At 65.8% G+C, this 19,612-nt stretch carries 17 protein-coding genes; 5 read left to right on the top strand and 12 right to left on the bottom strand.

All coding sequences use genetic code 11. The annotated features are described in order from the left end of the window. Positions 1–1,104 carry a DUF2336 domain-containing protein gene (locus JQ580_RS16440; protein ID WP_212281096.1) on the bottom strand — a complete coding sequence of 368 codons (1,104 nt, stop codon included), beginning with the start codon at positions 1,102–1,104 and terminating at the stop codon, positions 1–3. 63 nt (positions 1,105–1,167) lie between these two features. Beyond that, complete coding sequence (locus tag JQ580_RS16435; protein WP_212281095.1) at positions 1,168–2,325, bottom strand: GGDEF domain-containing protein; 1,158 nt, start codon at positions 2,323–2,325, stop codon at positions 1,168–1,170. 435 nt (positions 2,326–2,760) lie between these two features. On the opposite strand from JQ580_RS16435, the gene JQ580_RS16430 reads away from it, so the two are divergent. The 4 genes from JQ580_RS16430 to JQ580_RS16415 all read left to right on the top strand — a co-directional run bounded on the left by JQ580_RS16430 (position 2,761) and on the right by JQ580_RS16415 (position 7,127). Next, the gene (locus JQ580_RS16430; protein ID WP_162307447.1) at positions 2,761–3,330 is read left to right on the top strand and encodes a sigma-70 family RNA polymerase sigma factor; all 570 of its coding nucleotides are present in this window, start codon (positions 2,761–2,763) and stop codon (positions 3,328–3,330) included. Continuing rightward, on the top strand, positions 3,327–4,022 hold the full coding sequence (locus JQ580_RS16425; protein ID WP_212281094.1) for a hypothetical protein: 696 nt from the start codon (positions 3,327–3,329) through the stop codon (positions 4,020–4,022). The genes JQ580_RS16430 and JQ580_RS16425 overlap by 4 nt, the downstream gene beginning before the upstream one ends. A 17-nt stretch (positions 4,023–4,039) precedes the next feature. Then, a complete protein-coding gene (locus JQ580_RS16420) occupies positions 4,040–5,752 on the top strand; it encodes a S8 family serine peptidase (protein WP_212281093.1) in 1,713 nt (570 codons plus the stop codon). A gap of 607 nt (positions 5,753–6,359) precedes the next feature. Beyond that, a complete protein-coding gene (locus tag JQ580_RS16415) occupies positions 6,360–7,127 on the top strand; it encodes a TIGR03809 family protein (protein ID WP_212281203.1) in 768 nt (255 codons plus the stop codon). A 29-nt stretch (positions 7,128–7,156) separates the two neighbouring features. On the opposite strand, the gene JQ580_RS16410 is transcribed toward JQ580_RS16415, so the two are convergent. The 6 genes from JQ580_RS16410 to JQ580_RS16385 all read right to left on the bottom strand — a co-directional run bounded on the left by JQ580_RS16410 (position 7,157) and on the right by JQ580_RS16385 (position 13,506). After that, positions 7,157–8,527, bottom strand: coding sequence for a TIGR03808 family TAT-translocated repetitive protein (locus tag JQ580_RS16410; RefSeq protein WP_212281092.1), 1,371 nt, complete (start codon positions 8,525–8,527; stop codon positions 7,157–7,159). Between the two features lie 203 nt (positions 8,528–8,730). Next, positions 8,731–9,387 (bottom strand): pyroglutamyl-peptidase I, encoded by a 657-nt coding sequence (locus JQ580_RS16405; RefSeq protein ID WP_212281091.1) that lies wholly within the window; start codon positions 9,385–9,387, stop codon positions 8,731–8,733. Next, positions 9,384–10,373, bottom strand: a complete 990-nt coding sequence (meaB, locus tag JQ580_RS16400) for a methylmalonyl Co-A mutase-associated GTPase MeaB (protein ID WP_212281090.1) — start codon at positions 10,371–10,373, stop codon at positions 9,384–9,386. The genes JQ580_RS16405 and meaB overlap by 4 nt, the downstream gene beginning before the upstream one ends. Positions 10,374–10,424: 51 nt before the next feature. Next, positions 10,425–11,936 (bottom strand): tripartite tricarboxylate transporter permease, encoded by a 1,512-nt coding sequence (locus tag JQ580_RS16395; RefSeq protein ID WP_212281089.1) that lies wholly within the window; start codon positions 11,934–11,936, stop codon positions 10,425–10,427. A 7-nt stretch (positions 11,937–11,943) separates the two neighbouring features. Beyond that, complete coding sequence (locus JQ580_RS16390) at positions 11,944–12,438, bottom strand: tripartite tricarboxylate transporter TctB family protein (protein ID WP_212281088.1); 495 nt, start codon at positions 12,436–12,438, stop codon at positions 11,944–11,946. Positions 12,439–12,513: 75 nt separating this feature from the next. Then, positions 12,514–13,506: a tripartite tricarboxylate transporter substrate binding protein gene (locus JQ580_RS16385; protein ID WP_212281087.1), complete on the bottom strand. Its 993-nt coding sequence runs from the start codon at positions 13,504–13,506 to the stop codon at positions 12,514–12,516. A 216-nt stretch (positions 13,507–13,722) separates the two neighbouring features. Here JQ580_RS16385 and JQ580_RS16380 point away from each other — a divergent pair, with 216 nt between their 5' ends. Further along, positions 13,723–14,190, top strand: coding sequence for an SRPBCC family protein (locus tag JQ580_RS16380; RefSeq protein WP_212281086.1), 468 nt, complete (start codon positions 13,723–13,725; stop codon positions 14,188–14,190). Between the two features lie 7 nt (positions 14,191–14,197). Here JQ580_RS16380 and JQ580_RS16375 read toward each other — a convergent pair whose 3' ends face one another. The 4 genes from JQ580_RS16375 to JQ580_RS16360 form a co-directional block, all read right to left on the bottom strand. Continuing rightward, on the bottom strand, positions 14,198–14,950 hold the full coding sequence (locus JQ580_RS16375; protein WP_249134234.1) for an RsiV family protein: 753 nt from the start codon (positions 14,948–14,950) through the stop codon (positions 14,198–14,200). Positions 14,951–15,024: 74 nt separating this feature from the next. After that, positions 15,025–17,181 carry a methylmalonyl-CoA mutase gene (gene scpA, locus JQ580_RS16370; protein ID WP_212281084.1) on the bottom strand — a complete coding sequence of 719 codons (2,157 nt, stop codon included), beginning with the start codon at positions 17,179–17,181 and terminating at the stop codon, positions 15,025–15,027. Between the two features lie 16 nt (positions 17,182–17,197). Beyond that, positions 17,198–17,662 (bottom strand): GFA family protein, encoded by a 465-nt coding sequence (locus JQ580_RS16365; RefSeq protein WP_097662912.1) that lies wholly within the window; start codon positions 17,660–17,662, stop codon positions 17,198–17,200. Then, the gene (locus tag JQ580_RS16360; RefSeq protein ID WP_212281083.1) at positions 17,659–19,530 is read right to left on the bottom strand and encodes a methylmalonyl-CoA mutase family protein; all 1,872 of its coding nucleotides are present in this window, start codon (positions 19,528–19,530) and stop codon (positions 17,659–17,661) included. Before JQ580_RS16360 ends, JQ580_RS16365 begins: the two co-directional genes overlap by 4 nt. Positions 19,531–19,612 lie beyond the last annotated feature (82 nt).

Raw genomic sequence — 19,612 nt, 5'->3', positions numbered from 1 at the left:
TCACGCCGCCGGGATCGTGCCCTGCTGCATGCGGTGGAAGCGCAGCACCTGCTGCGCGGTTGAGCTGCGCAGCGCCTCGTAGGCGTCGCGCAGCGTCAGCATGTCGGTCTGCGAGCCGCCGGAGAGCTTCTCGCGCATCGCGATGACGGCGCGCACGCTTGGCCAGGACATGCCCGCGACCTTGGCGAGGATCATCACGCCCTCGGTGCGGCTTTCGATCATCATGGTTTCGGCGGTCTCGACGGCGACGCCCGCGAGCGCCGCGAGCCCCGCATTGGTTTCGTCGAATTTGCCCTGCTCGGCGAAACTGGTGACCTGGAATTCGTTGAGACGGCCGTCCTCGTGCAGTGACCTCACCAGCGCGCGCGCCATCTCGGTCTGCTTCGTCATGGCGGCGGCGCGGGCCCTCTGGGCCACCTCCTGCACAACGCTCGACACCTCGTCGGCGAGCTCCGGATGCGCGGCCTCGAGCTTCCTGCGTACGCTCAGGGACGCTTTCGCGATCAGCTTCAAATAGTGATGGCGCGGCAGGTCCGGCCGCTCGCCGATGCAGGTGGCGAGGTCATCGTCGCGTTCGGCGCGGGTGACGAGATCGGCGAGGCTTCCCTCGGAGAGCCGCGCGCCCGGATTGCCGACGGTCGACTGCACCACGTCCTCATTGCCGCGCGTCACCAGCACGTCGGTCAGCGCTTCCGACAACACCCGCCTGAGCGAGATCGCCTTGAGATGCGCCTGGCCCCTCGTGCGCGCGATCTCGATCAGGGTCGTCTCGTCCAGCCGTTCCGATTTCGATAGCACGGGGCCGGAGACCTCGATGACCTCGTCGAGCGCGAGCGTGCGGATGATTTTCGGCGGCGCGGCCGCGATCGGTGCGAGGCGATCGGCGAGCAGTGCTTTGGCCGAGGTCTCGATCCGCTCGATCAGGCACTGGAACACGTCGTCGAACACGCGGATGTGGTCGTCGGAATAGTCCACCGCGTTGCCCACGAACAGATCGGTGACGCGGCGCAGCGTCTCGACCCGGCGCGCGACGGTGCCGTGCGAGAGCGCGGCCTGCAGTTCCTCGAGCAAATTCTCGGATGTTTTCGCGGATCTGGATCTCATGGCCCTGTCCTGGAGCGCTTGGTCCGGCGGCGGCTTCTGCCGCAGCGGGAATAAATGGAGTGGTCAGCTCGTTGCAATGCGGTTGCGCCCTTGCGCCTTGGCGGAATAGAGCGCGCGATCGGCGCGCGCGAGAAACGTGTCGGCAGTATCGACGTCGTGCAGCGTCACAACGCCCGCGGAAATGGTCACGTGCATAGTCAGGGAAAAAGCGCTCCAGTCGAGATCGGCGACGATGCTGCGCAAGCGCTCGAGCATGCGCTGTGCGGCGTCACCCGAGGTGTCCGGCAGCAGCAGCAGGAATTCCTCGCCGCCATAGCGGCCGAAGCTGTCGGCCGGCCGGATATTGGCGAACATGGTGATCGCGAAGGTGCGCAGCACCTCATCCCCGACAGGGTGGCCGTGGGCGTCGTTGATGCGCTTGAACCAGTCGAGATCGATCAGCGCGATCGCGAAAGGTCTCGATGCCTGCCGGGACTTTTCGATCTCGGCGTCGAGAAGCCGCATGATGCAGCGGCGGTTGTAGGAACCGGTGAGCTCGTCGAGCTCGGCCAGCTCCTCGATGCGCTGATAGGCATCTTTCAGCTCGATGCTGCGCCGGTACAGGATCTTGCGCAGGGTGGCGCCGAACAGGCCGAGGAAGGCGCACTGGCCGATCACCAGCACGAAGCAGAGCATCGCGGCAGTTCGCTCCAGGCGAGTGGCAACCGGCAATCCGATCGGCAGGTCCGAACCGAGGAAGACCAGAGCGAGCCCACAGGTGGCAAGGCCCCAGGTGAGCATCGCCTGGCTCGAGGTCATCCTCAGCGTGCCGAACGCGAAGATCAGAAACAGCACGGCGATGAACGAGACCCCGACCGTGGGGACGGCGAGCAGGAACACCAGCTGCAGCGCCATATGTGCCGAGATCTGGAAGACGGTGAGGTAATGGTCCTGGAACCGGTCGCCGAAGCCGGCTTCCGACAGCACCGTGAACGTCCCGATGATCAGGAGGCCGCCGAGCCAGAACAGCGACGGAACGGCCATGGAGACTGCGCCGGCATAGGCGTAGAGCAACAGGACTGAGGCACCCAGCGAATAGCTCGCCACCTGGCCGATATACATCTGGCGGCGCTGCCGGGCCCGGCGCGCCAGCACCTCGGGGGCCGCGGCACCGGGCGAGAGCACGAGATCCGCGGCCTCAGCGGCATTCCTCTCGGGAAAGGACGTCGCGGCCGTGCTCATGGTCCCGCCAATGGTGATGTCAGCGCAAAAATCTACGTGGCAAGCCTTTAGGTTTGGTATCCTCTGAAACCGAATCCGAACCGTGCAGCGCAAAACAAGGTGCACGGCTCGGACGATGCGCTTTTGCCGGCGACCTGGCATCGCTCTGCGAGGCGATCGAGCCTAAGCCGGGCTTGGCGAGACATACGTCGTGCAGGACTGCTATGGAACCGGACGAGGTCGGCTTGTGCCGGACATGCATTCCGCAGGGAAGTATCGCAGTATTATGTTACCGATCTGGATGAAGGCGGCCAAGGGCCGCGGGTGGGATGAGAAAAACCCGCGTATGTGGGGTGGATCACACGGGCTCCCGTATGACTGCGGTAGGCTGAACAATTTTGCACCCCCGGTCGAACCGTCCGCCGCGCCGACCCGACCAACTTTGCGAGACGGGCATTGAGCGTGACACAGGCGGCTTCGGACGAGGTCCTGATCGCCAGGATCGCTCAAGGTGACCGGCTTGCCATGCAGGTGTTGTACGGGCGGCACCATGTCAGGGTGTATCGTTTCGGGCTGAGGCTCGTGCGGGACGAGCAGGCGGCGGAAGACCTCATCAGCGAGGTGTTTCTCGACGTCTGGCGTCAAGCCGGCAAGTTCGAGGGCCGATCCGCCGTTTCTACCTGGCTGCTGGCGATTACCCGGTTCAAGGCCCTGTCTGCGCTCCGGCGCAGGAAGGATTTCGAGCTGGACGAAGATGCCGCCAACGCGATCGAGGATACGTCCGACAATCCGGAAACGGCGGTTCAGAAGAAAGATACCAGTGCTGCGTTGCGGGAGTGTTTGACGGGCCTCTCGCCGGACCACCGGGAAATCGTCGATCTCGTCTACTACCACGAGAAGTCCGTGGAAGAGGTGGCCGAAATCGTCGGGATACCGGAGAACACCGTGAAGACGCGCTTGTTCTATGCGCGCAAGAAATTGGCCGAACTGCTGAAGGCAGCCGGCGTTGAGCGAGGCTGGCCATGATGGCTTTGAGCAAGAAGATGCTGGAGCAAGAGCCCGGTGACATTGAACTGCTGCTGCCGTGGCACGCTGCCGGCACGCTGAACGCGCGCGATGCGCGGCGGGTCGAGGAAGCGCTGGCGCGCGACCCCGAGCTTGCCAGGCAATATGCGGCGATCCGCGGCGAGTACGAAGAGACCATCCACCTGAACGAGAGCCTCGGGGCTCCCTCGGCGCGCGCGATGCAGAAATTGTTCGCCGCGATCGACGCCGAGCCGGCGCGGACGAGCGGCTCGCTGCCTCTGTCGGCGCGCATCTCGACCTTCTTCGCGAGCCTGTCGCCGCGCACGCTGGCGTGGTCGGCGGGCCTCGGTGCCATCGCGCTGATGCTGCAGGCCGGAATCATTGGCGCCGTGCTGATGAAGAACCAGCCTGCGACCTTCCAGACAGCTTCGCTCTCGACCAGCGGTCCGATCACCCGCGAACTCGGCACGGCCGTTCCGCCGGCGCGCGCGCTGGTGCGCTTCACGCCCGAGGCCCGCGTCGGCGACATCACCGCGTTGCTCGACAGCTACCAGGCTTCGATCATCGGCGATGCCAAGGGCGGCATGTTCCGCCTCCAGTTCGACAAGGCGATGAGCCAGGACGAGCTTGCTTCGCTGCTCGGCAGGATGCAGCGTGAGAAGTTCGTCAACCTCGCCGTCGCAGCGCCTTGAGCCGCGCTGCTGATCCGATGACACGCAAGTCCGAGAGCAGGGTGCGCGCTGGGGCCTACGCTTCATCGGTCGGCGCCGCGCTTCTGATCGCGGCCTGTCTCGGCATTGAGGTTGCGCAGGCGCAGGCGATCATGCGCACGCCGACGATCAGCGTGCCCACGCGAACGCCGACCATCTCTCCCAACATCGCCTCGCGTGTCGGTCCGACCGTCTCGGCCAGGGCGGTGTCCGTCGATCGCGGGCCGCGGACGATTGCGACCATTCCCCGCACCACGACGTCGCGCCTGCGGCCGACGACGGTGCTGCCCTATGCGCGCTATTCGCCGAACCTGTATCCGGCCTGCACCGCGCCCTATCGCGATGCCGGCGGCGAATGCCTGGCGCAGCCGAATGCAGGCGGCGAGGGCACCGGCAAATCCAGCAAGAAGAGCGCCGGCAAAGGCCGCGGCAATGCCACGCCGGCCGCCGCCAATCTGCAGAGCTTCGCCAACGAATTCGTGGCCGAGATCGACGGCACAATGTCGCCCGGTGATGCCGACGCGCTGGCCCGCCGGCACGGCCTGACGCGAATCTCGTCGGAGAGCTTCCCGCTGATCGGCGCCACGTTCGGTCTGTTCCGCATCACGGATGGCCGGCCGTACGAGACGGTGCGGCGCGAATTCGCGACCGACGGCAGCGTGCGCTCGGTCCAGCCGAACTTCCGCTATGTGCTGCAGGACCAGAAATCGACGTCTCCGCGCGAAGGCGATCCAGCGCAATATGCCCTGACGAAGCTCCGCCTGCCGCAGGCGCATACGCTGGCGCACGGCGCCAACGTCACGGTTGCCGTGATCGACTCCGGCATCGACACCAGGCATCCCGAACTCGCCAATTCCATCGCCGACAATTTCGATGCGCTCGGCAGCGCGGAGGGACCCCACGTCCACGGCACCGGCATCGCCGGCGCCATCGTGGCGCATGACCGGCTGATGGGCAGCGCGCCCGAGGCGCGCATCATTGCGATCCGCGCGTTCGGCGGCGCCAATGGCGGCGCCGAGAGTTCGTCCTACATCATCCTGCGGGCGCTGAATTACGCCGCCGAGCACGGCGCCCAGATCGTCAACATGAGCTTTGCCGGTCCCAAGGACGCGGTGATCGAACGGGCCATCGCGGCGACCGCCGCGCGCGGCCTCGTCCTGATCGCGGCTGCCGGCAATGCCGGCGCGAAATCGCCGCCGCTCTATCCGGCCGCCAATCCCAACGTGATCGCGGTCAGCGCGACCGACCAGCAGGACAGGCTGTTCACTGCGTCCAACCGCGGCAACTACATCGCCGTTGCGGCGCCGGGCGTCGACATCTTCCTGCCGGCGCCGGATGGCAAGTACCAGATGACGTCTGGAACATCGTTCTCGGCCGCCTATGTCTCCGGCGTCGCGGCGTTACTGCTCGAGCGCAACTACGCCTTGAAGCCGGAAGCACTGCGCATGACGCTGGCGAAGACCGCACGCGATCTGGGCTCCCCCGGGCGCGACGAGCTTTTCGGCGACGGACAAGCCGATGCGTTCGCCGCGGTCATGGCTGTTCCCGCCGAGAACGCCACACCGGTCGCGGCTGCGTCGGGTACAACAAAACGTGAAGATGCCGCCAAGCGTCGCGATGAGCCCAATAGCCGCGCGATCGAACAACCTTCATTGTCGAGCGCAGACGATAAAGCCACGGTTTCTCAGACGGATAAGTCTGCGACGCGATAGTGCCTGCGGCAAAGATGCGCGCGTTGCGAAGGTCAAAAAATCGAACGCGGCATTGAACGTTCACCCGGCTGCCACGACCAAATTATGTGGGAGCGGTCATCCCTCCCCATCAGTCATATTAGGCGCGAGCGCCCATCCACCCCAAGCGCCCATATGGCTCGACCCGTCCGGTTGTCCCCCCGGACGGGTCTTTTCTTTTCAGGGCACTTTCAAGCGAAGTGGAGTCCGGTCGCGGGACGAGAGCGCGTCAAACCAGAAGCCAGAGCTTCCGATCTGGCTCCATCAGAACGAAGCTCTGGGTGTCCGGCTTGCGGCGTCGCGCGCGGTCAAAAGATAGCCGCGGCTCCCCTTCGTCGGTCCGGCGGCGAGCCGCAAGTCGGCTATGCTTGCGCGAAGCTTGACTCGAAAACACAGCAAATCTCCGCACGACTACGGTGATTGACGACCAAAGCCGCGTCGTTGCTGGACAAGTCAAAACTTTTCCACAAAATATTCATGTCGCTCCTAAATTGATTCGTGTGCGTTGCGTCCCCCGCGTCCGTGTTTTTCCCTGACGGGCTGGTTCATGACACATCGCCAAGAGTCTAACTGCGCGTCTGCGCGTGCCGTGCTTGCTGGCCGCGACGTCGCGGCGCGCTGGTGCGCTCTCGCCGAGCAGCGGCTGCAACATCTCTCCGAAATGTTCGAGACCGGCCGCTGGCGCCGTTATCATTCCGAGATCGCGTTCCTCGAAAACATCCAGGAAGCGAAGCGCGCCGTCCAGACCTGGCGCGCGCTGGCGACCGGTGCCGATGTCGCCGAGGCCGCTGCAAGCGTGACGCCGGCATTCGGCTGGACGCCGGCGACCATGCCCCGGGTGTTTCCGCGCGAGCAGCAGGCGCAGATCGTGGAATCCAGGACTTTGCAGCCCGAGACCTTGCAGGCCAAGACCCTGCAACCGAAAGCCGTCCACATCGCCCCCGAGACCGCCGTGCCGGTCAGGCTCGACGCGCAGCCGGACGTTCTCGCCGAGATCACCGAAGCGCCGTTTCCCCCGCCTGCCGCTTCCGCCGCAATGGCGTCGTTTGTCGCGCCTGCCGAGATGCCGCCGCTCAAGGCTCCCGCGGCGCGGGCACCGTTCATTGCACCCGCCGTGAGGTCGCCGCTCGCGGCGCCTGCCGCAACGGCGTCAGTCACCGCGCCTGAAGTGAGGCCGCCGCTCGCGGTCGCTGCAGCGAAGCCGCCGAAGACCGCGCCTGCCGCGATGGCAGCCCTCCTGCCGCAATTCGCCCCGCCGGCCGAGGAAATCGTCGCAGCCCCCGAGCGCGTCGTCGAATTCACCTTCAGCCTCGACGGCCTGGAAGCCAAGTACCCGCTGCTCAGGAACGCGTTCTAGCGTCTGGCGGCCAAAGGCGAGGGGCGGCTTTAGCGCCGAACCGCATTGCCGCCGACCATCACCTGCGCGAATCGCTGCGCACCGTCGGCCGACAGATCCGAGGTCACCGCACGCGCATGGTCCAGGCCGACCACGGCGCCGCGCGGAGTTTCGGAAATCAGGTTGTTGTTGACCAGCGCGATGCCTGCGCCCGGCACGACGGAGACACCGACGCCCGCCAGCGCCTTGCGGATCACGTTGCCGGTGATTGCGACGTCACGCAGATATTTGCCCCAGCCGGCGACGATGCCGTAGGACGGCGCATTTTCGATCACGTTGCCGGTCACGGCAGAATCCGCCTCGATATAGATGCCGACGCCCGCATCGTCGTCGGGCACGGTGCCGATCGGTCGTTTCGGGATCAAATTGCGGATGATGTTGCCCTGGACCACCGCAATGCGACCGCCTTCGTTGAAATTGCAGACTGAGACGCCGACAGCTGCGCCGTCCACGGTGTTGTTGGCGATCACCGCGGCCTCGAACGCGAATTCGGAATAGAGCGCGACCTCGCGTACGTCGCTGACGCTGTTGCCGGTGATCTGGATGTTCGAGGCCGAATTGCCGCGCACCGCGGAGTAGTCGCAGTTCCTGATGCGGTTGCCGCGCACGATCACGTTGCCGGCGCGGAAGGCGTTGATGGCATTGCCGTACTGACCGGAGCCGCCAGGACCGGCCTTGATGTTCTCGATGCGGTTGTCGGCGACCAGCGTGCCATCATCGCCGATCGCGCTGCGCAGGATCTCGATGCCGTTGTCGTTGGTGCCGATGATCGTGTTGCGGGACACGCTGAGGCCCTTCGCGTCGAACGACACCACCGCAGTCACCGCAATGCCGGTGAAGATGTTGCCTGAGATGTCGCCGGAGACCTGCTCGAGCCAGATGCCGCTGCCGCCCGAGTTCGTGATCTCGCAATCGGCGATGCGGATGTCGCGCCCGCCGAGCACATGGACCAGCCCGCGACGCGTCGGCAGCGGAATGCCGCCGCCGTCGAAGGTGATGCCGGTGAGGCCGATGGAGTCCGAACCGTCGCTCTGGATCGCGGAGGCGCCGCCGGTAAAGAGGAGTTTCGTCGCGCCGCGCACGCCGATCAATTGTGCGCCGTTCGGCAGCCGCAACAGCCCGGTGCGGTAGACGCCGGGCGGCAGCGCAAGCGGCATCTGCGCCCGAGCCGCTTCGTCGATCGCGCGTTGCAGCGCGCGGGTCTGATCTTCGCTGCTGCCGGGCCGCACTCCGTATTGCGTGGCGTCGCGGCCGAGCAGGGACGTCAGCGGCGCCGCGCGTGCGGCATCGGCCGGCATGGCGAGCGCGCCCGCGATGCCTGCGGTCGAAGCTCCGATGATATGACGGCGATTGAGGTCCATGACACGTCCTCCGGCGGACGCGGGCGTCCGCGACCGACTTGGTAACGCAGGGCGGGCGAGGGCGCGGGGATTGTTCGCGATAGGGTTAAATGTTTACCCCAGCAGAGGTGCCGTAGGGTGGGCAAAGCGCAAGCGTGCGCACCATCGAACGGCAGATCGGAACGAGATGGTGGGCACGGCGCGAGCGCGCGCCTTTGCCCACCCTACAAGACCTCCGTGTTCCGCGATTTCCGTGCCAACCCCACCACCTCCATCAGCATGGCCTCGCCCGCATCCACCAGCTCCTCCAGCGTGATCCGGGCTGCGCCCTTGCGCCGCACCGCACCGCCGCGTGCGAGCAGGGGAATGTGGATGAAGGCCGCAAGCTGGGGCCCGCCGGCGCGCACATTCTCGATCGCGCGCCAGCTCAGATAGTTGCAAAGATAGGCGCCGGCATCGCGCGACGGACGCGCGTCGATACCGGTGAGGCGCGCGGCGCGCAGCAGCCGCGCCGTGTGCGGACCGAACGTCATCGCATCCGCATGAGCTGCGATGCCGCGCTTGCTCGATCGGGTGTTGGCGGCATCGGGCCAGAGCATGGTGACGGCGTTGCGCGCGCGGGTTTCTATGCGCAGGTAGGGCGTGCGTGCGGCGAGGCCGAACATCAACAGCGCATCCGGCTTCACTGTCGCGAGCACATCCGGCAATTGCCGGTCGACCGCGGCATAGGTGACCGGGAAGATGTGGCTGGACAGCGCAACGTCATCGAGGGCCGGCCGGCGCAGTTGCGCGAGCCGCGCGACCAGCGGCTGCGTCGGGTTATAGGGCGCGCCGGGGAAAGGCCCGAACCCGGTGAGGAGAATGCGGAGCTTCTCGCTCATTTCAGCAACTCCAGGATCTGCTCGGCGGCGAGCGCCGGGGTGAGATGGCCGTCAGCGACTTCAGTCTCGATCTTCCGGACCTTGCTGCGAACCGAGGCCTCGCTGCGCAGCCGCGCCAGCATGCGCTGCTCCAGCATCGACCACATCCATTTCACCTGCTGCTCACGCCGCCGCGCGGCGAAGTCGCCCGATGCGTTCATCGCCTTGCGGTGATCGAGAACCTTCTGCCAGAGGTCGGCGATGCCGGTGCCGGCCAGCGCCGAATAGGTGACGACGGGCGGATGCCAATGCTCGGACCTCGGTGCCAAAATATGCAGCGCGCCGCGATAGTCGGCGGCGGTGATGTTGGCGCGCTTGAGATTGTCGCCGTCGGCCTTGTTGATGGCGATCATGTCGGCGAGCTCGACCAGGCCCTTCTTGATGCCCTGCAATTCGTCGCCGCCGCCCGGCAGCATCAATGCGAGGAAGAAATCCGTCATGTCGCAGACGGCTGTCTCGGACTGACCGATGCCGACGGTCTCGACCAGCACGACGTTGAAGCCGGCCGCCTCGCACAGCAGCATCGCCTCGCGCGTCTTGGCCGCGACGCCGCCGAGCGTGCCCGAGGACGGCGAGGGCCGGATGAAGGCATTGTCGGAGGCCGAAAGCCGCGCCATCCGCGTCTTGTCACCGAGGATCGAGCCGCCGCTGCGCGCCGAGGACGGGTCGACGGCGAGCACGGCGACCTTGTGACCCTGTTCGATCAGATGCGTGCCCAGCACGTCGATGGTGGTGGATTTACCGACGCCGGGCGAACCGGTGATGCCGACGCGAAACGCCTTGCCGGTGTCGGGCAGCAGCATCTGCACCAGCTCGCGCGCCAGCGCCTGATGGTCGCCGCGCCGGCTTTCCACCAGCGTGATCGCGCGAGCGAGGGCAGCGCGGCTACCGGCGCGCAGCTCTTTGGCGAGGGTAGTGATGTCCAGCGAGGCCTTCTTCTCAGTCATGCCCTGCTTTACAACGCCGAGGCCGGGCAGGCGAGGGCCGCTCGGTCGGAATCACCTGCTCGTCGCCGCCGCCGTCTGTGCCGGTTTCATCTTGCGCCAGACCCAGACCATTACCGGCCAGAGCAGGGCACCGATCGCCATCGCGGCGAGGATTGCGGCGACCGGGCGCTCGAAGAACGGCAGGATACTGCCGTCGGACTTGATCAGCGAGGTCACGAAGGCCTGCTCCACCATGGTGCCCATGACGATGCCGAGCACCATCGCGGCGACGGGATAGCCGTTCGCCTCCATGACGTAGCCGATGATGCCGAAGGCGGCGACCGTGACGACGCCGAACATGTTGTTGCCGATCGCGAACGAGCCGACCGCGCAGCACAGCATGATGACCGGCATGATCGCCGAGCGCGGCGCCAGCAGGATGTAGGCCGCGATCCGGATCATGGCGATGCCGAGCGGGATCATCATGATATTCGCGATGATGAACATCAGGTAGATCGCGTACATGCTCGACGCTTTTTCGGTAAACAGCGTCGGGCCTGGATTGAGTCCCTTCATGTAGAGCACGCCGATCGCAATCGCGGCGATGGTGTCGCCGGGAATGCCGAACAGCAGCGAGGGCACCCAGCCCGAGGCGATGCTGGCATTGTTGCTGGCGCCGGCCTCGACCAGGCCTTCGACGTGGCCGGTCCCGAATTTTTCCGGCTCCTTGGAGAAGCGCTTCGACATCGCATAGGAAACCCAGGCGGCCATGTCGGCGCCGGCACCCGGCAGAACGCCGATGATGATGCCAACGATGTTCCCGCGTGTCATCTGCCAATGATATTTCTTGGTCAGCTTCCACTGGCCGGCCATGATGCTTCCGAACTTGCGCCGCGGCAGCGGCGGGGGCTCGGGCGTCAGCATTGCGCGCATCACCTGCGCCACCGCGAACACGCCGACCAGCGCCGGGATCGGCTCGATGCCGCCAAAGAGATCGGTGAGGCCGAAGGTGAAGCGCGGCACGCCGCCGGGATTCTCGATGCCGATGCATGACACGAGCAGGCCGAGGAACATGCCGGCGATTGCCTTCACCGGCGAGGAGCGCGCCACCAGGGTGGCGCACATCAGGCCGAGCAGCGCCAGCCAGAAATATTCGAAGGTCGAGAAGGAGAGCGCGACCTCGGCGAGCGGCGGCGCCAGGATCATCAGAGAAAGCACGCCGGCGATGCCGCCGACGGCAGAGAACCACACGCCGGCCCCGAGCGCGAGCTCGGCCTGGCCCTTGCGCGTCATCGCGTAAGCTTCATCCGCGTAGGCAGCGGAGGCGGGCGTGCCGGGGATGCGCAGCAATGCGCCCGGAATGTCGCCGGAGAAGATCGCCATCGAGGACGCCGCGACGATGGTCGCGATCGCTGCGATCGGCGAGAGATAGAAGGTGACGGGGACGAGCAGGGCGGTCGCCATCGTTGCCGAGAGGCCGGGCAGCGACCCGATCACGAGGCCGTACACGGAGGCCGCGAACATCGCGATGATGACCTCCCAGGTGGAGATCAGGGCGAATGCTTCAATCAGGGTCTTGAGCATGGGGAATTTACCAGGGCGTCGGCAGCAGGCCGGCAGGAAGCGGCACACGCAGCAACTTGCCGAAGATGAGGTGGATGGCGAACGGCGACAGCGCGGCAAGCGGCAGCGCCAGCTTCCACTTGGCCCCGAGCGCAGTCGAGGTGACGTAGACCATGAGCGCCGCGGTGATGATGAAGCCGAGCCGGTCGGCGGCGAGGACGTAGAACAGCAGCAGCGCCGGCGGCAGCAAGGCGCGCAGGCCGTAGAGCTTGCCCTGCGGCGGTGGAGCGGCCGCCGCCTGGCCGTCCTCCAGCGGGATCAGCTCTTCCTCCTCCTCGAAGGAGTGGCCTATTCCGAACACGATCGCGAGCCCGCACAGCGCGAGGCCGCTGCCGATCACCAGCGGAAACACGTTTGGCCCGACCGGCTGGCCGGGCACAGGCGGCAGGATATAGCCGCCATAGGCAGCCGCCGCGCCGAGCACGACGAGAAACGATCCCGTGACGGAGTCGGGAAGACGCATGGGAGGAATCCTACGAAAGAAGCGTTCCCTCTCCCCGCGCACGGGGAGAGGCGGTCAGAGCGCCGCAGTGTCTGGTCACGCCTTGCTGAGGCCGGCCGCCTTCATCGCTTCGCCCATCTGGGCGTCGCCCTTGTCCATGAAGCCTGCGAAGTGACCGGCATCGCCCCAGACGGTGCCGAAGCCGCGATTGGTCATGAAGTCCTTGAACTCGGCGGAGTCGTAGACCTTCTGCAGCGCAGCGGTGAGCTTGCTCGCGATCTCCGGCGGCAGGTTCTTCGGTCCGGCAATGCCGCGCCAGGCGCCGGTTGCGTAGTCGATGCCCATCGCTTCCTTCAGCGTCGGTACGTCCTTGAAGACCGGGTTGCGCGCAGGCGCCATGATGGCGAGGCTCTTGGCCTTGCCCGCCTCGATGATGGCGCGCGCCTCCGGCACCGAGCACGTCGTGAGGTCGAGGCCGCCGGCGGCCAGATCCTGCATCGCGGGTGCCGCGCCGTTCGACGGCACCCAGGCGACCTGGTTGGCGGGCAGGCCCATCGCCTGCATCCAGCCGACCAGCGCCAGATGCCAGATGCCGCCCTGGCCGGTGCCGGACGCCTTGAACTTGCCGGGAGGCGCGGCCTTGATCGCCTCGGCGAGCTCCTTGACCGTCTTGTAGGGCGAGGAGGAGGAGACCTGGATGCCCGGGGGGTCCTCGTTCATCAGGGCCAGCGGCGTGTAGCTCTTCGGCGTCAGCTCGGTGAGGCCCTGCCAGTGCATCATCGAGATTTCGACGGTGAGCATGCCGATGGTGTAGCCGTCGGGCTGTGCGGTCGCGATCGCGCTGTGGCCCACCACGCCGGAGCCGCCGGTGCGATTGACGACGTTGAAGGGTTGGCCGAGATCCTTTTCCAGCAGCGCTGCGACAATGCGCGCCGTCGCATCGGTTCCGCCGCCGGCGCCCCAGGGCACGATCACGGTCACCGGCCGGGCCGGATAGGCTTGTGCGCGTGCGGGCTTGAAGCCGAATGCGGCGGATGCGGCGACGGCGGCCGTCGAAGCCGCAAAGCTGCGGCGCGAAATCTTGGACATTGAATGCCTCCCAACGGCGCCCGTGATGTCGGGCGCTCTTGTCAATGGCGACATTCTAGTCGGCTTTGCAGGGGTGCCGCAAGGTAGCGCTACCAACGAGATCGACATGTTGTGTGGAAGTTGGATGCCCACAGGATGGGCAGTCGGAAATCGGGTGGGTTTTTCCCGCCCATTCGCCAACTTGGGCGCACAACGAAAGCCAAAGGCAAGCCCTCGATGACCAAAGCCTATTACAGCGCCGTGCTGGATCGTCCGCTGGACGAAGTCTGGTCGCTGATCCGCGACTTCAACAACTATCCCGCTTATATCGACGGCGTGAGCGAAAGCGTGATCGAAGACGACAGGCGCGGCGACGAAGTCGGCGCCATCAGGCGCTTCTGCTATCTCGGAAACTGGATCCGCCAGCGCCTGGTCAATCACTCGGACGAGCAGCGCACTCTCACCTATGCGGGTCTCGAAGCGCTGCCGTATCCGCAGGATGATGGAAGCCGGACGCCGGCGCCGACGCGCTATCAAGGCACCATGCAATTGCGCCCGATTATCGAGGGCAACCGTACCCTCATCGAATGGGCGGTCATCCTCGATACCGAACCCGCAGATGCCGATCGCTGGCAGGCGCTATTCGCCTCCTGGATTCCCGACTGGACGAACTCACTCGCGCGGACGCTGGCGCGTTCCAATTAGCGGCCGCTCACGGCTCCTGGGCGTCGCCCTTCGGCCGCGCGCCGCCGAAAATGCGGGTGCCTTCCGCGGTGAGATACGGCTTCAGCGTCTCCCACGGCACGAAGGCGACATACTCGCCCTCGGCATAGGGACCGACGGCGTAGGGCGGATAGTGGAAGGTGAGGCCGGAGCTCTTGCCCGCTGCAGTCGATGGGGTGAGCGTCACCGCACCGATCTTGAGCAGGCTCGGTTTCAGCTCCTTGAACCATTCGTCGGTTGCAGTTTCCCCGGCGTCGCGCTTCTTTTTCTCGGCTTTGAGCGAGGTGATGATGGCCTTCACCATCGCCGTCATGGTTGCGCCGTTGTCGGCGGTTTCGGTGAAGAACGGGCGGATCGAGATGCGCTTGTTGTCGGCCTTATCCCACAGGATCGTGTTCACGTCCGAGTTGGGATGCGCGCCGCGCGTGTTCATATAGTCGTCGCGCAGGACGCTGACATAGCGGTCGGCGACGACAGAGCGGATCTCATATTTGCGCTCGAAATCCCAGCCGCCGTCCTTGAAGAACTGCGGGTCGGCCTTGCGCGCGGCGGCAGCCTCGGCGGCATTCTTGTCGAGCCACCTCTTGCCCTCGGCCAGGCAATCCGCCGCCAGCGGTGCATCGGCCTTGATCCTGTCGTCGAGGTAGACGCGCGCCTCGATGCTCGTGGTCTTGACGATGGCGTCGGGCTTTGGGTCGGCGGCATGGGTCGCACCCTGAAATGCGACGCAAGCCACAACCATGGCCAGCGCACGCACGAATGTTGGCGCGGAGAACATGACGCGTATCCTTTGTTATCCGGAGATCGGCGGCGGACTTACTCCGCCGCCTCGCTATGCCCGAGCCGCGCGTTCAGCTTGCGGATCAGTTCCTCCGCGGCTTCCGCGATCACGGTGCCCGGCGGGAATATCGCCTCGGCGCCTGCGGCATAGAGTGCGTCATAATCCTGCGGCGGCACTACGCCGCCGACGATGATCATGATGTCGTCGCGGCCCTGTTTTTTCAGCGCGGCCTTCAGCTCCGGCACGGCGGTGAGGTGGGCGGCGGCGAGGGAGGAGACGCCGAGAATGTGCACGTCGTTCTCGACCGCCTGTCGCGCGGCCTCGTCGGCGGTCGCAAACAGCGGTCCGATGTCGACGTCGAAGCCGATATCGGCGAACGCCGAGGCAATCACCTTCTGACCGCGGTCATGGCCGTCCTGGCCGATCTTGGCGACCAGGATGCGCGGGCGGCGGCCTTCTGCCTCTTCGAAGGTGTCGATCAGCGCCTGAACTTTCTCGACCTGGTTGCCCATGCTGGACGCCTCCCGCTTGTAGACGCCGGTGATGGATTTGATCTCGGCGCGGTGCCGGCCGAACACCTTTTCCATCGCGTCCGAAATCTCGCCGACAGTCGCCTTGGCCCGCGCCGCGTCGATCGCGAGCGCCAGCAGATTGCCGTTGCCTTCGCCGGCGGAGCGCGTGATTGCTGCGAGCGCGGCATCGACGTCCTTCTGATTGCGCTCGCTCTTCAGCCGCGTCAGCTTGTCGATCTGCAGGCGCCGGACATTGGAGTTGTCGACCTTCAGGATGTCGATCGGCGCCTCATCGGTCGGCTTGTACTTGTTGACGCCGATCACCGCCTGCCTACCGGCGTCGATCCGCGCCTGCGTCTTGGCGGAAGCTTCCTCGATACGCAGCTTCGGCAGGCCGGCTTCAATCGCCTTCGCCATGCCGCCGAGCTCCTCGACCTCCTGGATGTGGCCCCACGCCTTGACCGCAAGATCGTGCGTCAGGCGCTCGACGTAATACGAGCCGCCCCAGGGATCGATGATCCGAGTGGTGCCGCTCTCCTGCTGCAGGAACAGCTGGGTGTTGCGGGCGATGCGCGCCGAGAAATCGGTCGGAAGCGCCAGCGCCTCGTCGAGCGCATTGGTGTGCAGCGACTGGGTGTGGCCTTGCGTCGCGGCCATCGCCTCGACGGTGGTCCGCATCACGTTGTTGAAGACGTCCTGCGCGGTCAGCGACCAGCCCGAGGTCTGGCTATGCGTGCGCAGCGACAGCGAGCGCGGGTCTTTCGGATTGAACGGCTTGAGCAGCTTCGCCCAGAGCAGGCGTGCGGCGCGCAGCTTGGCGACTTCCATGAAGAAGTTCATGCCGATCGCCCAGAAGAACGACAGCCGCGGCGCGAAACGATCGACATCGAGACCGGCGGCAAGGCCGGCGCGCAGATATTCGACGCCGTCGGCAAGCGTATAGGCGAGTTCGAGGTCCTGCGTCGCGCCGGCCTCCTGCATGTGATAGCCGGAGATGGAAATGGAGTTGTATTTCGGCATCCTCTGCGAGGTGTAGGCGAAGATGTCCGAGATGATTCGCATCGAGGGCGCGGGCGGATAGATATAGGTGTTGCGCACCATGAACTCTTTCAGGATGTCGTTCTGAATGGTGCCCGACAGCTTCTCCGGCGGTACGCCTTGTTCCTCGGCGGCCGCGACGTAGAGCGCGAGGATCGGCAGAACCGCGCCGTTCATGGTCATGGACACGCTCATCTGGTCGAGCGGAATCCCTGCGAACAGCGTGCGCATGTCGTAGATCGAATCGATGGCGACGCCGGCCATGCCGACGTCGCCGCCGACGCGAGGGTGGTCGGAGTCATAGCCGCGATGGGTCGCGAGGTCGAAAGCGACCGAGAGGCCCTTCTGGCCGGCCGCCAGGTTGCGGCGGTAGAACGCGTTGGAATCCTCCGCCGTGGAGAAGCCGGCATATTGCCGGACGGTCCAGGGCTGGTTGACATACATGGTCGGGTAGGGGCCGCGCAGGAATGGCGCGATGCCCGGATAAGTCTCCAGGAAATCGAGCCCGGCGAGATCAGCCTCGCCATAGGCGGGTTTCACGAGAATGCCCTCAGGCGTCAGCCACGGCTCGGCGCTGCCTGACAGTGAGGCGGTGGCGGCGCGCTCGAATTCGACATCGGCGAAATTGGGAATGCGGCTCATGGCTTCAACCATTTCCTCAATCATGATCCGGATGCTGATGGCTGACGATCGTCGCCATCTTCTCCGGTCCGTAATTCTGCTGCGTGGTCTGGCTTGGCAAATTGGCGATGCCGACCACCCAGCCGAGGCGAGATTCGGTGCCGAACTGGCGCGTCGGGATCACCCGGTCGGGGCGGTCGAAGGCGCCGGTCATGATCTCGATCCGGTCACCGTCGATGCGGCCGAAGCTCAGCGGCGTGCCGCAGGCCGCGCAAAAGCCGCGCTCGGCGATGGTGGAGGAGCGGAAGAACGACGGCTGCCCCTTTGTCCAGGCGAAGTCCGTCTTGTTGATGTCGGCAAAGGAGGCGAACGGCGCGCCGGCCGCCTTCTGGCACATCCGGCAATGACAGATCGAGACCCTGTTTGGCGCAGTTGTGACGCCAAAGCGCACCGCCCCGCATTGGCAGCCGCCGGTGAGAACGGGTTTGCTAGTGTCGGTCATGCCTGTTCCATCCGTCGATAGGCCTCTTGCAGCGTGGCAAGCGCATCGCCCCCGGCGAACACAAAACCGGTGACGCCGGCCGCGCGCAGTGCCGCCTCGGCATCGGTCGGGCGGCCCGCCAAATAGATATGTCGCGCGCCCGCGGTTTGCAGCGCCTTGGCAGAGGCCTCGGCGTGTTCCGCATAGACCTTGTCGCTGGAACAAAGACAGGCGAGCCCGGCGCCGGAGGCCCTGAAGGCGGCAGCCAACTTGGCCGGATCGGCAAAGCCCTCGCTATCTATGGCCTCGATGCCGCCGGCCTCGAAGAAGCTTTTCGCAAACGTCGCACGCGCGGTGAAATCGGCGGGCGTGCCGAGATTGGCCAGGAACACCTTTGGCCGGGCGCCGCGCGTCTTCAGGGCTGCGTCGGATCTGTCGCGCAATGCCTCGAACGGCTCTGCAAGCCGGATCGGCGGCAGCGCATCGAACTTGTACTTCTGCTCTCCGTAAGGGGCGAGCGCGATCGGCTTCGCCGTCAGCACCGCCGTCTCTCGTTCATGCAGGTTCGGAAACTCGCTGGCGCCGGTCAGCACGTCGCGGCGTTTTGCGATGTTGGCCTCACGCGCTGTTCGCGCGGCCGCCACCTTGCTCTGGAACAGGCCCTGCTGAAGCGCGGCAAAGGCGCCGCCGGCCTTTTCGCTCTCCTGGAACAGCGCCCAGGCGGCGTCGCAAAGCTGCGCCGTCAGCGTCTCGATGCCGCCTGCGCCGGCCGCGGGATCAGAGACCTTGGCGAGGTTGCTTTCTTCCAGCAGCAGGAGTTGCGTGTTGCGTGCCACGCGCCGCGCGAATGGATCGGGCAGGCCGAGCGCCAGCGTATGCGGCAGCACGGTGATCGCGTTGGCGCCGGCAAGCCCGGCTGCAAACGTTGCGATCGTCGCCCGCAGCATGTTCACGTAAGGGTCGCGCTGCGTCAGCATGCGCCAGGCGGTATCGGCAGCGATGAACAATGGTTTGGGCGTCAGCCCGCACGCTGTTTCGATGCGCGCCCACAGCAACCGCAACGCGCGGAATTTGGCCATGCTCAGGAATTGGTCGGCGTCCGCGGCAAGCCGCGCATAGACCATGCCTTGCGCGTCTTCCAGCGCAATGCCGGCGCCTTCGATCGCGCGCAGATAAGCGACGCCGCAGGCGAGCACGAAGGCCAGCTCCTGCACCTCCGAGCCGCCGGCATCGTGGATGACACGTCCGTCGGTGGACGCGAACGGTCCCTTGAAGCCGAGCGCGGCGAGGCCCTTGACTGCTCCGGTGACGGCAGGGGCTATCTCCTCCCAGGTATAGGGACTGTGGCCCCACACCGCGGCCGCCGCGAGCGGATCGAGCCCGAAGCGGATGTTGCAGGCGGAGGGATCGAGGCCGTTGCTCTTCACGTATTCCGCGACATGGATCGCGGCCATTCGCGATTGCGGTCCGATGTCGAGCTCGATGCCGATGCCGGCGTCGAGATGGATGTCCTTCAGGACCTTTGCGACCGCCTCGGCCGAGGGTTCCAGGCCGAATCCGCGCGCACCATTGGCGCCGGCGAACACCAGCGCGAGCCCGGTCGCGCCGTTCTCCAGGTCCTGCAGCGCCTGCGCATTCGCGAGCGCCGCGTCGGGATGGTCGATCCGCTGCACGATCTGCCACGGCGCCGCAGCCGGCCGTCCCAACACGGGCGCGACGCCCCTGGCACGCGGATAGAGCGGTTCGATCTTGAGGCCGTCATAGGTCTTGCCGACCAGCTTCTCGAACGGCGCGCCCTTGAGCACGCCGTCGACCAGCTTGCGCCAGTCTTCGACGGTCGCTTGGGGAAAATCGGCCGCCAGCGGCAGGTCGTCAGTCACGGAGGTCATGCGGCCAAGGGCTCCCAAACGTATCGTTATTCGCGAGGCGAATTTGCCACGGCCGACCGTCCCTGCAAACGGTCGATTTTGG

The organism is Bradyrhizobium sp. SZCCT0148 (genome assembly GCF_018129985.1).
GTDB lineage: Bacteria > Pseudomonadota > Alphaproteobacteria > Rhizobiales > Xanthobacteraceae > Bradyrhizobium > Bradyrhizobium japonicum_H.
This window is presented reverse-complemented; position numbering and strand designations above follow the sequence as displayed.

Coding starts and splice junctions, on each gene's coding strand:
- JQ580_RS16440 (WP_212281096.1), bottom strand. CDS start 1,104: ATGAGATCCAGATCCGCGAAAACATCCGAGAATTTGCTCGAGGAACTG.
- JQ580_RS16435 (WP_212281095.1), bottom strand. CDS start 2,325: ATGAGCACGGCCGCGACGTCCTTTCCCGAGAGGAATGCCGCTGAGGCC.
- JQ580_RS16425 (WP_212281094.1), top strand. CDS start 3,327: ATGATGGCTTTGAGCAAGAAGATGCTGGAGCAAGAGCCCGGTGACATT.
- JQ580_RS16420 (WP_212281093.1), top strand. CDS start 4,040: ATGACACGCAAGTCCGAGAGCAGGGTGCGCGCTGGGGCCTACGCTTCA.
- JQ580_RS16410 (WP_212281092.1), bottom strand. CDS start 8,527: ATGGACCTCAATCGCCGTCATATCATCGGAGCTTCGACCGCAGGCATC.
- JQ580_RS16405 (WP_212281091.1), bottom strand. CDS start 9,387: ATGAGCGAGAAGCTCCGCATTCTCCTCACCGGGTTCGGGCCTTTCCCC.
- meaB (WP_212281090.1), bottom strand. CDS start 10,373: ATGACTGAGAAGAAGGCCTCGCTGGACATCACTACCCTCGCCAAAGAG.
- JQ580_RS16395 (WP_212281089.1), bottom strand. CDS start 11,936: ATGCTCAAGACCCTGATTGAAGCATTCGCCCTGATCTCCACCTGGGAG.
- JQ580_RS16390 (WP_212281088.1), bottom strand. CDS start 12,438: ATGCGTCTTCCCGACTCCGTCACGGGATCGTTTCTCGTCGTGCTCGGC.
- JQ580_RS16385 (WP_212281087.1), bottom strand. CDS start 13,506: ATGTCCAAGATTTCGCGCCGCAGCTTTGCGGCTTCGACGGCCGCCGTC.
- JQ580_RS16380 (WP_212281086.1), top strand. CDS start 13,723: ATGACCAAAGCCTATTACAGCGCCGTGCTGGATCGTCCGCTGGACGAA.
- JQ580_RS16375 (WP_249134234.1), bottom strand. CDS start 14,950: ATGGTTGTGGCTTGCGTCGCATTTCAGGGTGCGACCCATGCCGCCGAC.
- scpA (WP_212281084.1), bottom strand. CDS start 17,181: ATGAGCCGCATTCCCAATTTCGCCGATGTCGAATTCGAGCGCGCCGCC.
- JQ580_RS16365 (WP_097662912.1), bottom strand. CDS start 17,662: ATGACCGACACTAGCAAACCCGTTCTCACCGGCGGCTGCCAATGCGGG.
- JQ580_RS16360 (WP_212281083.1), bottom strand. CDS start 19,530: ATGACCTCCGTGACTGACGACCTGCCGCTGGCGGCCGATTTTCCCCAA.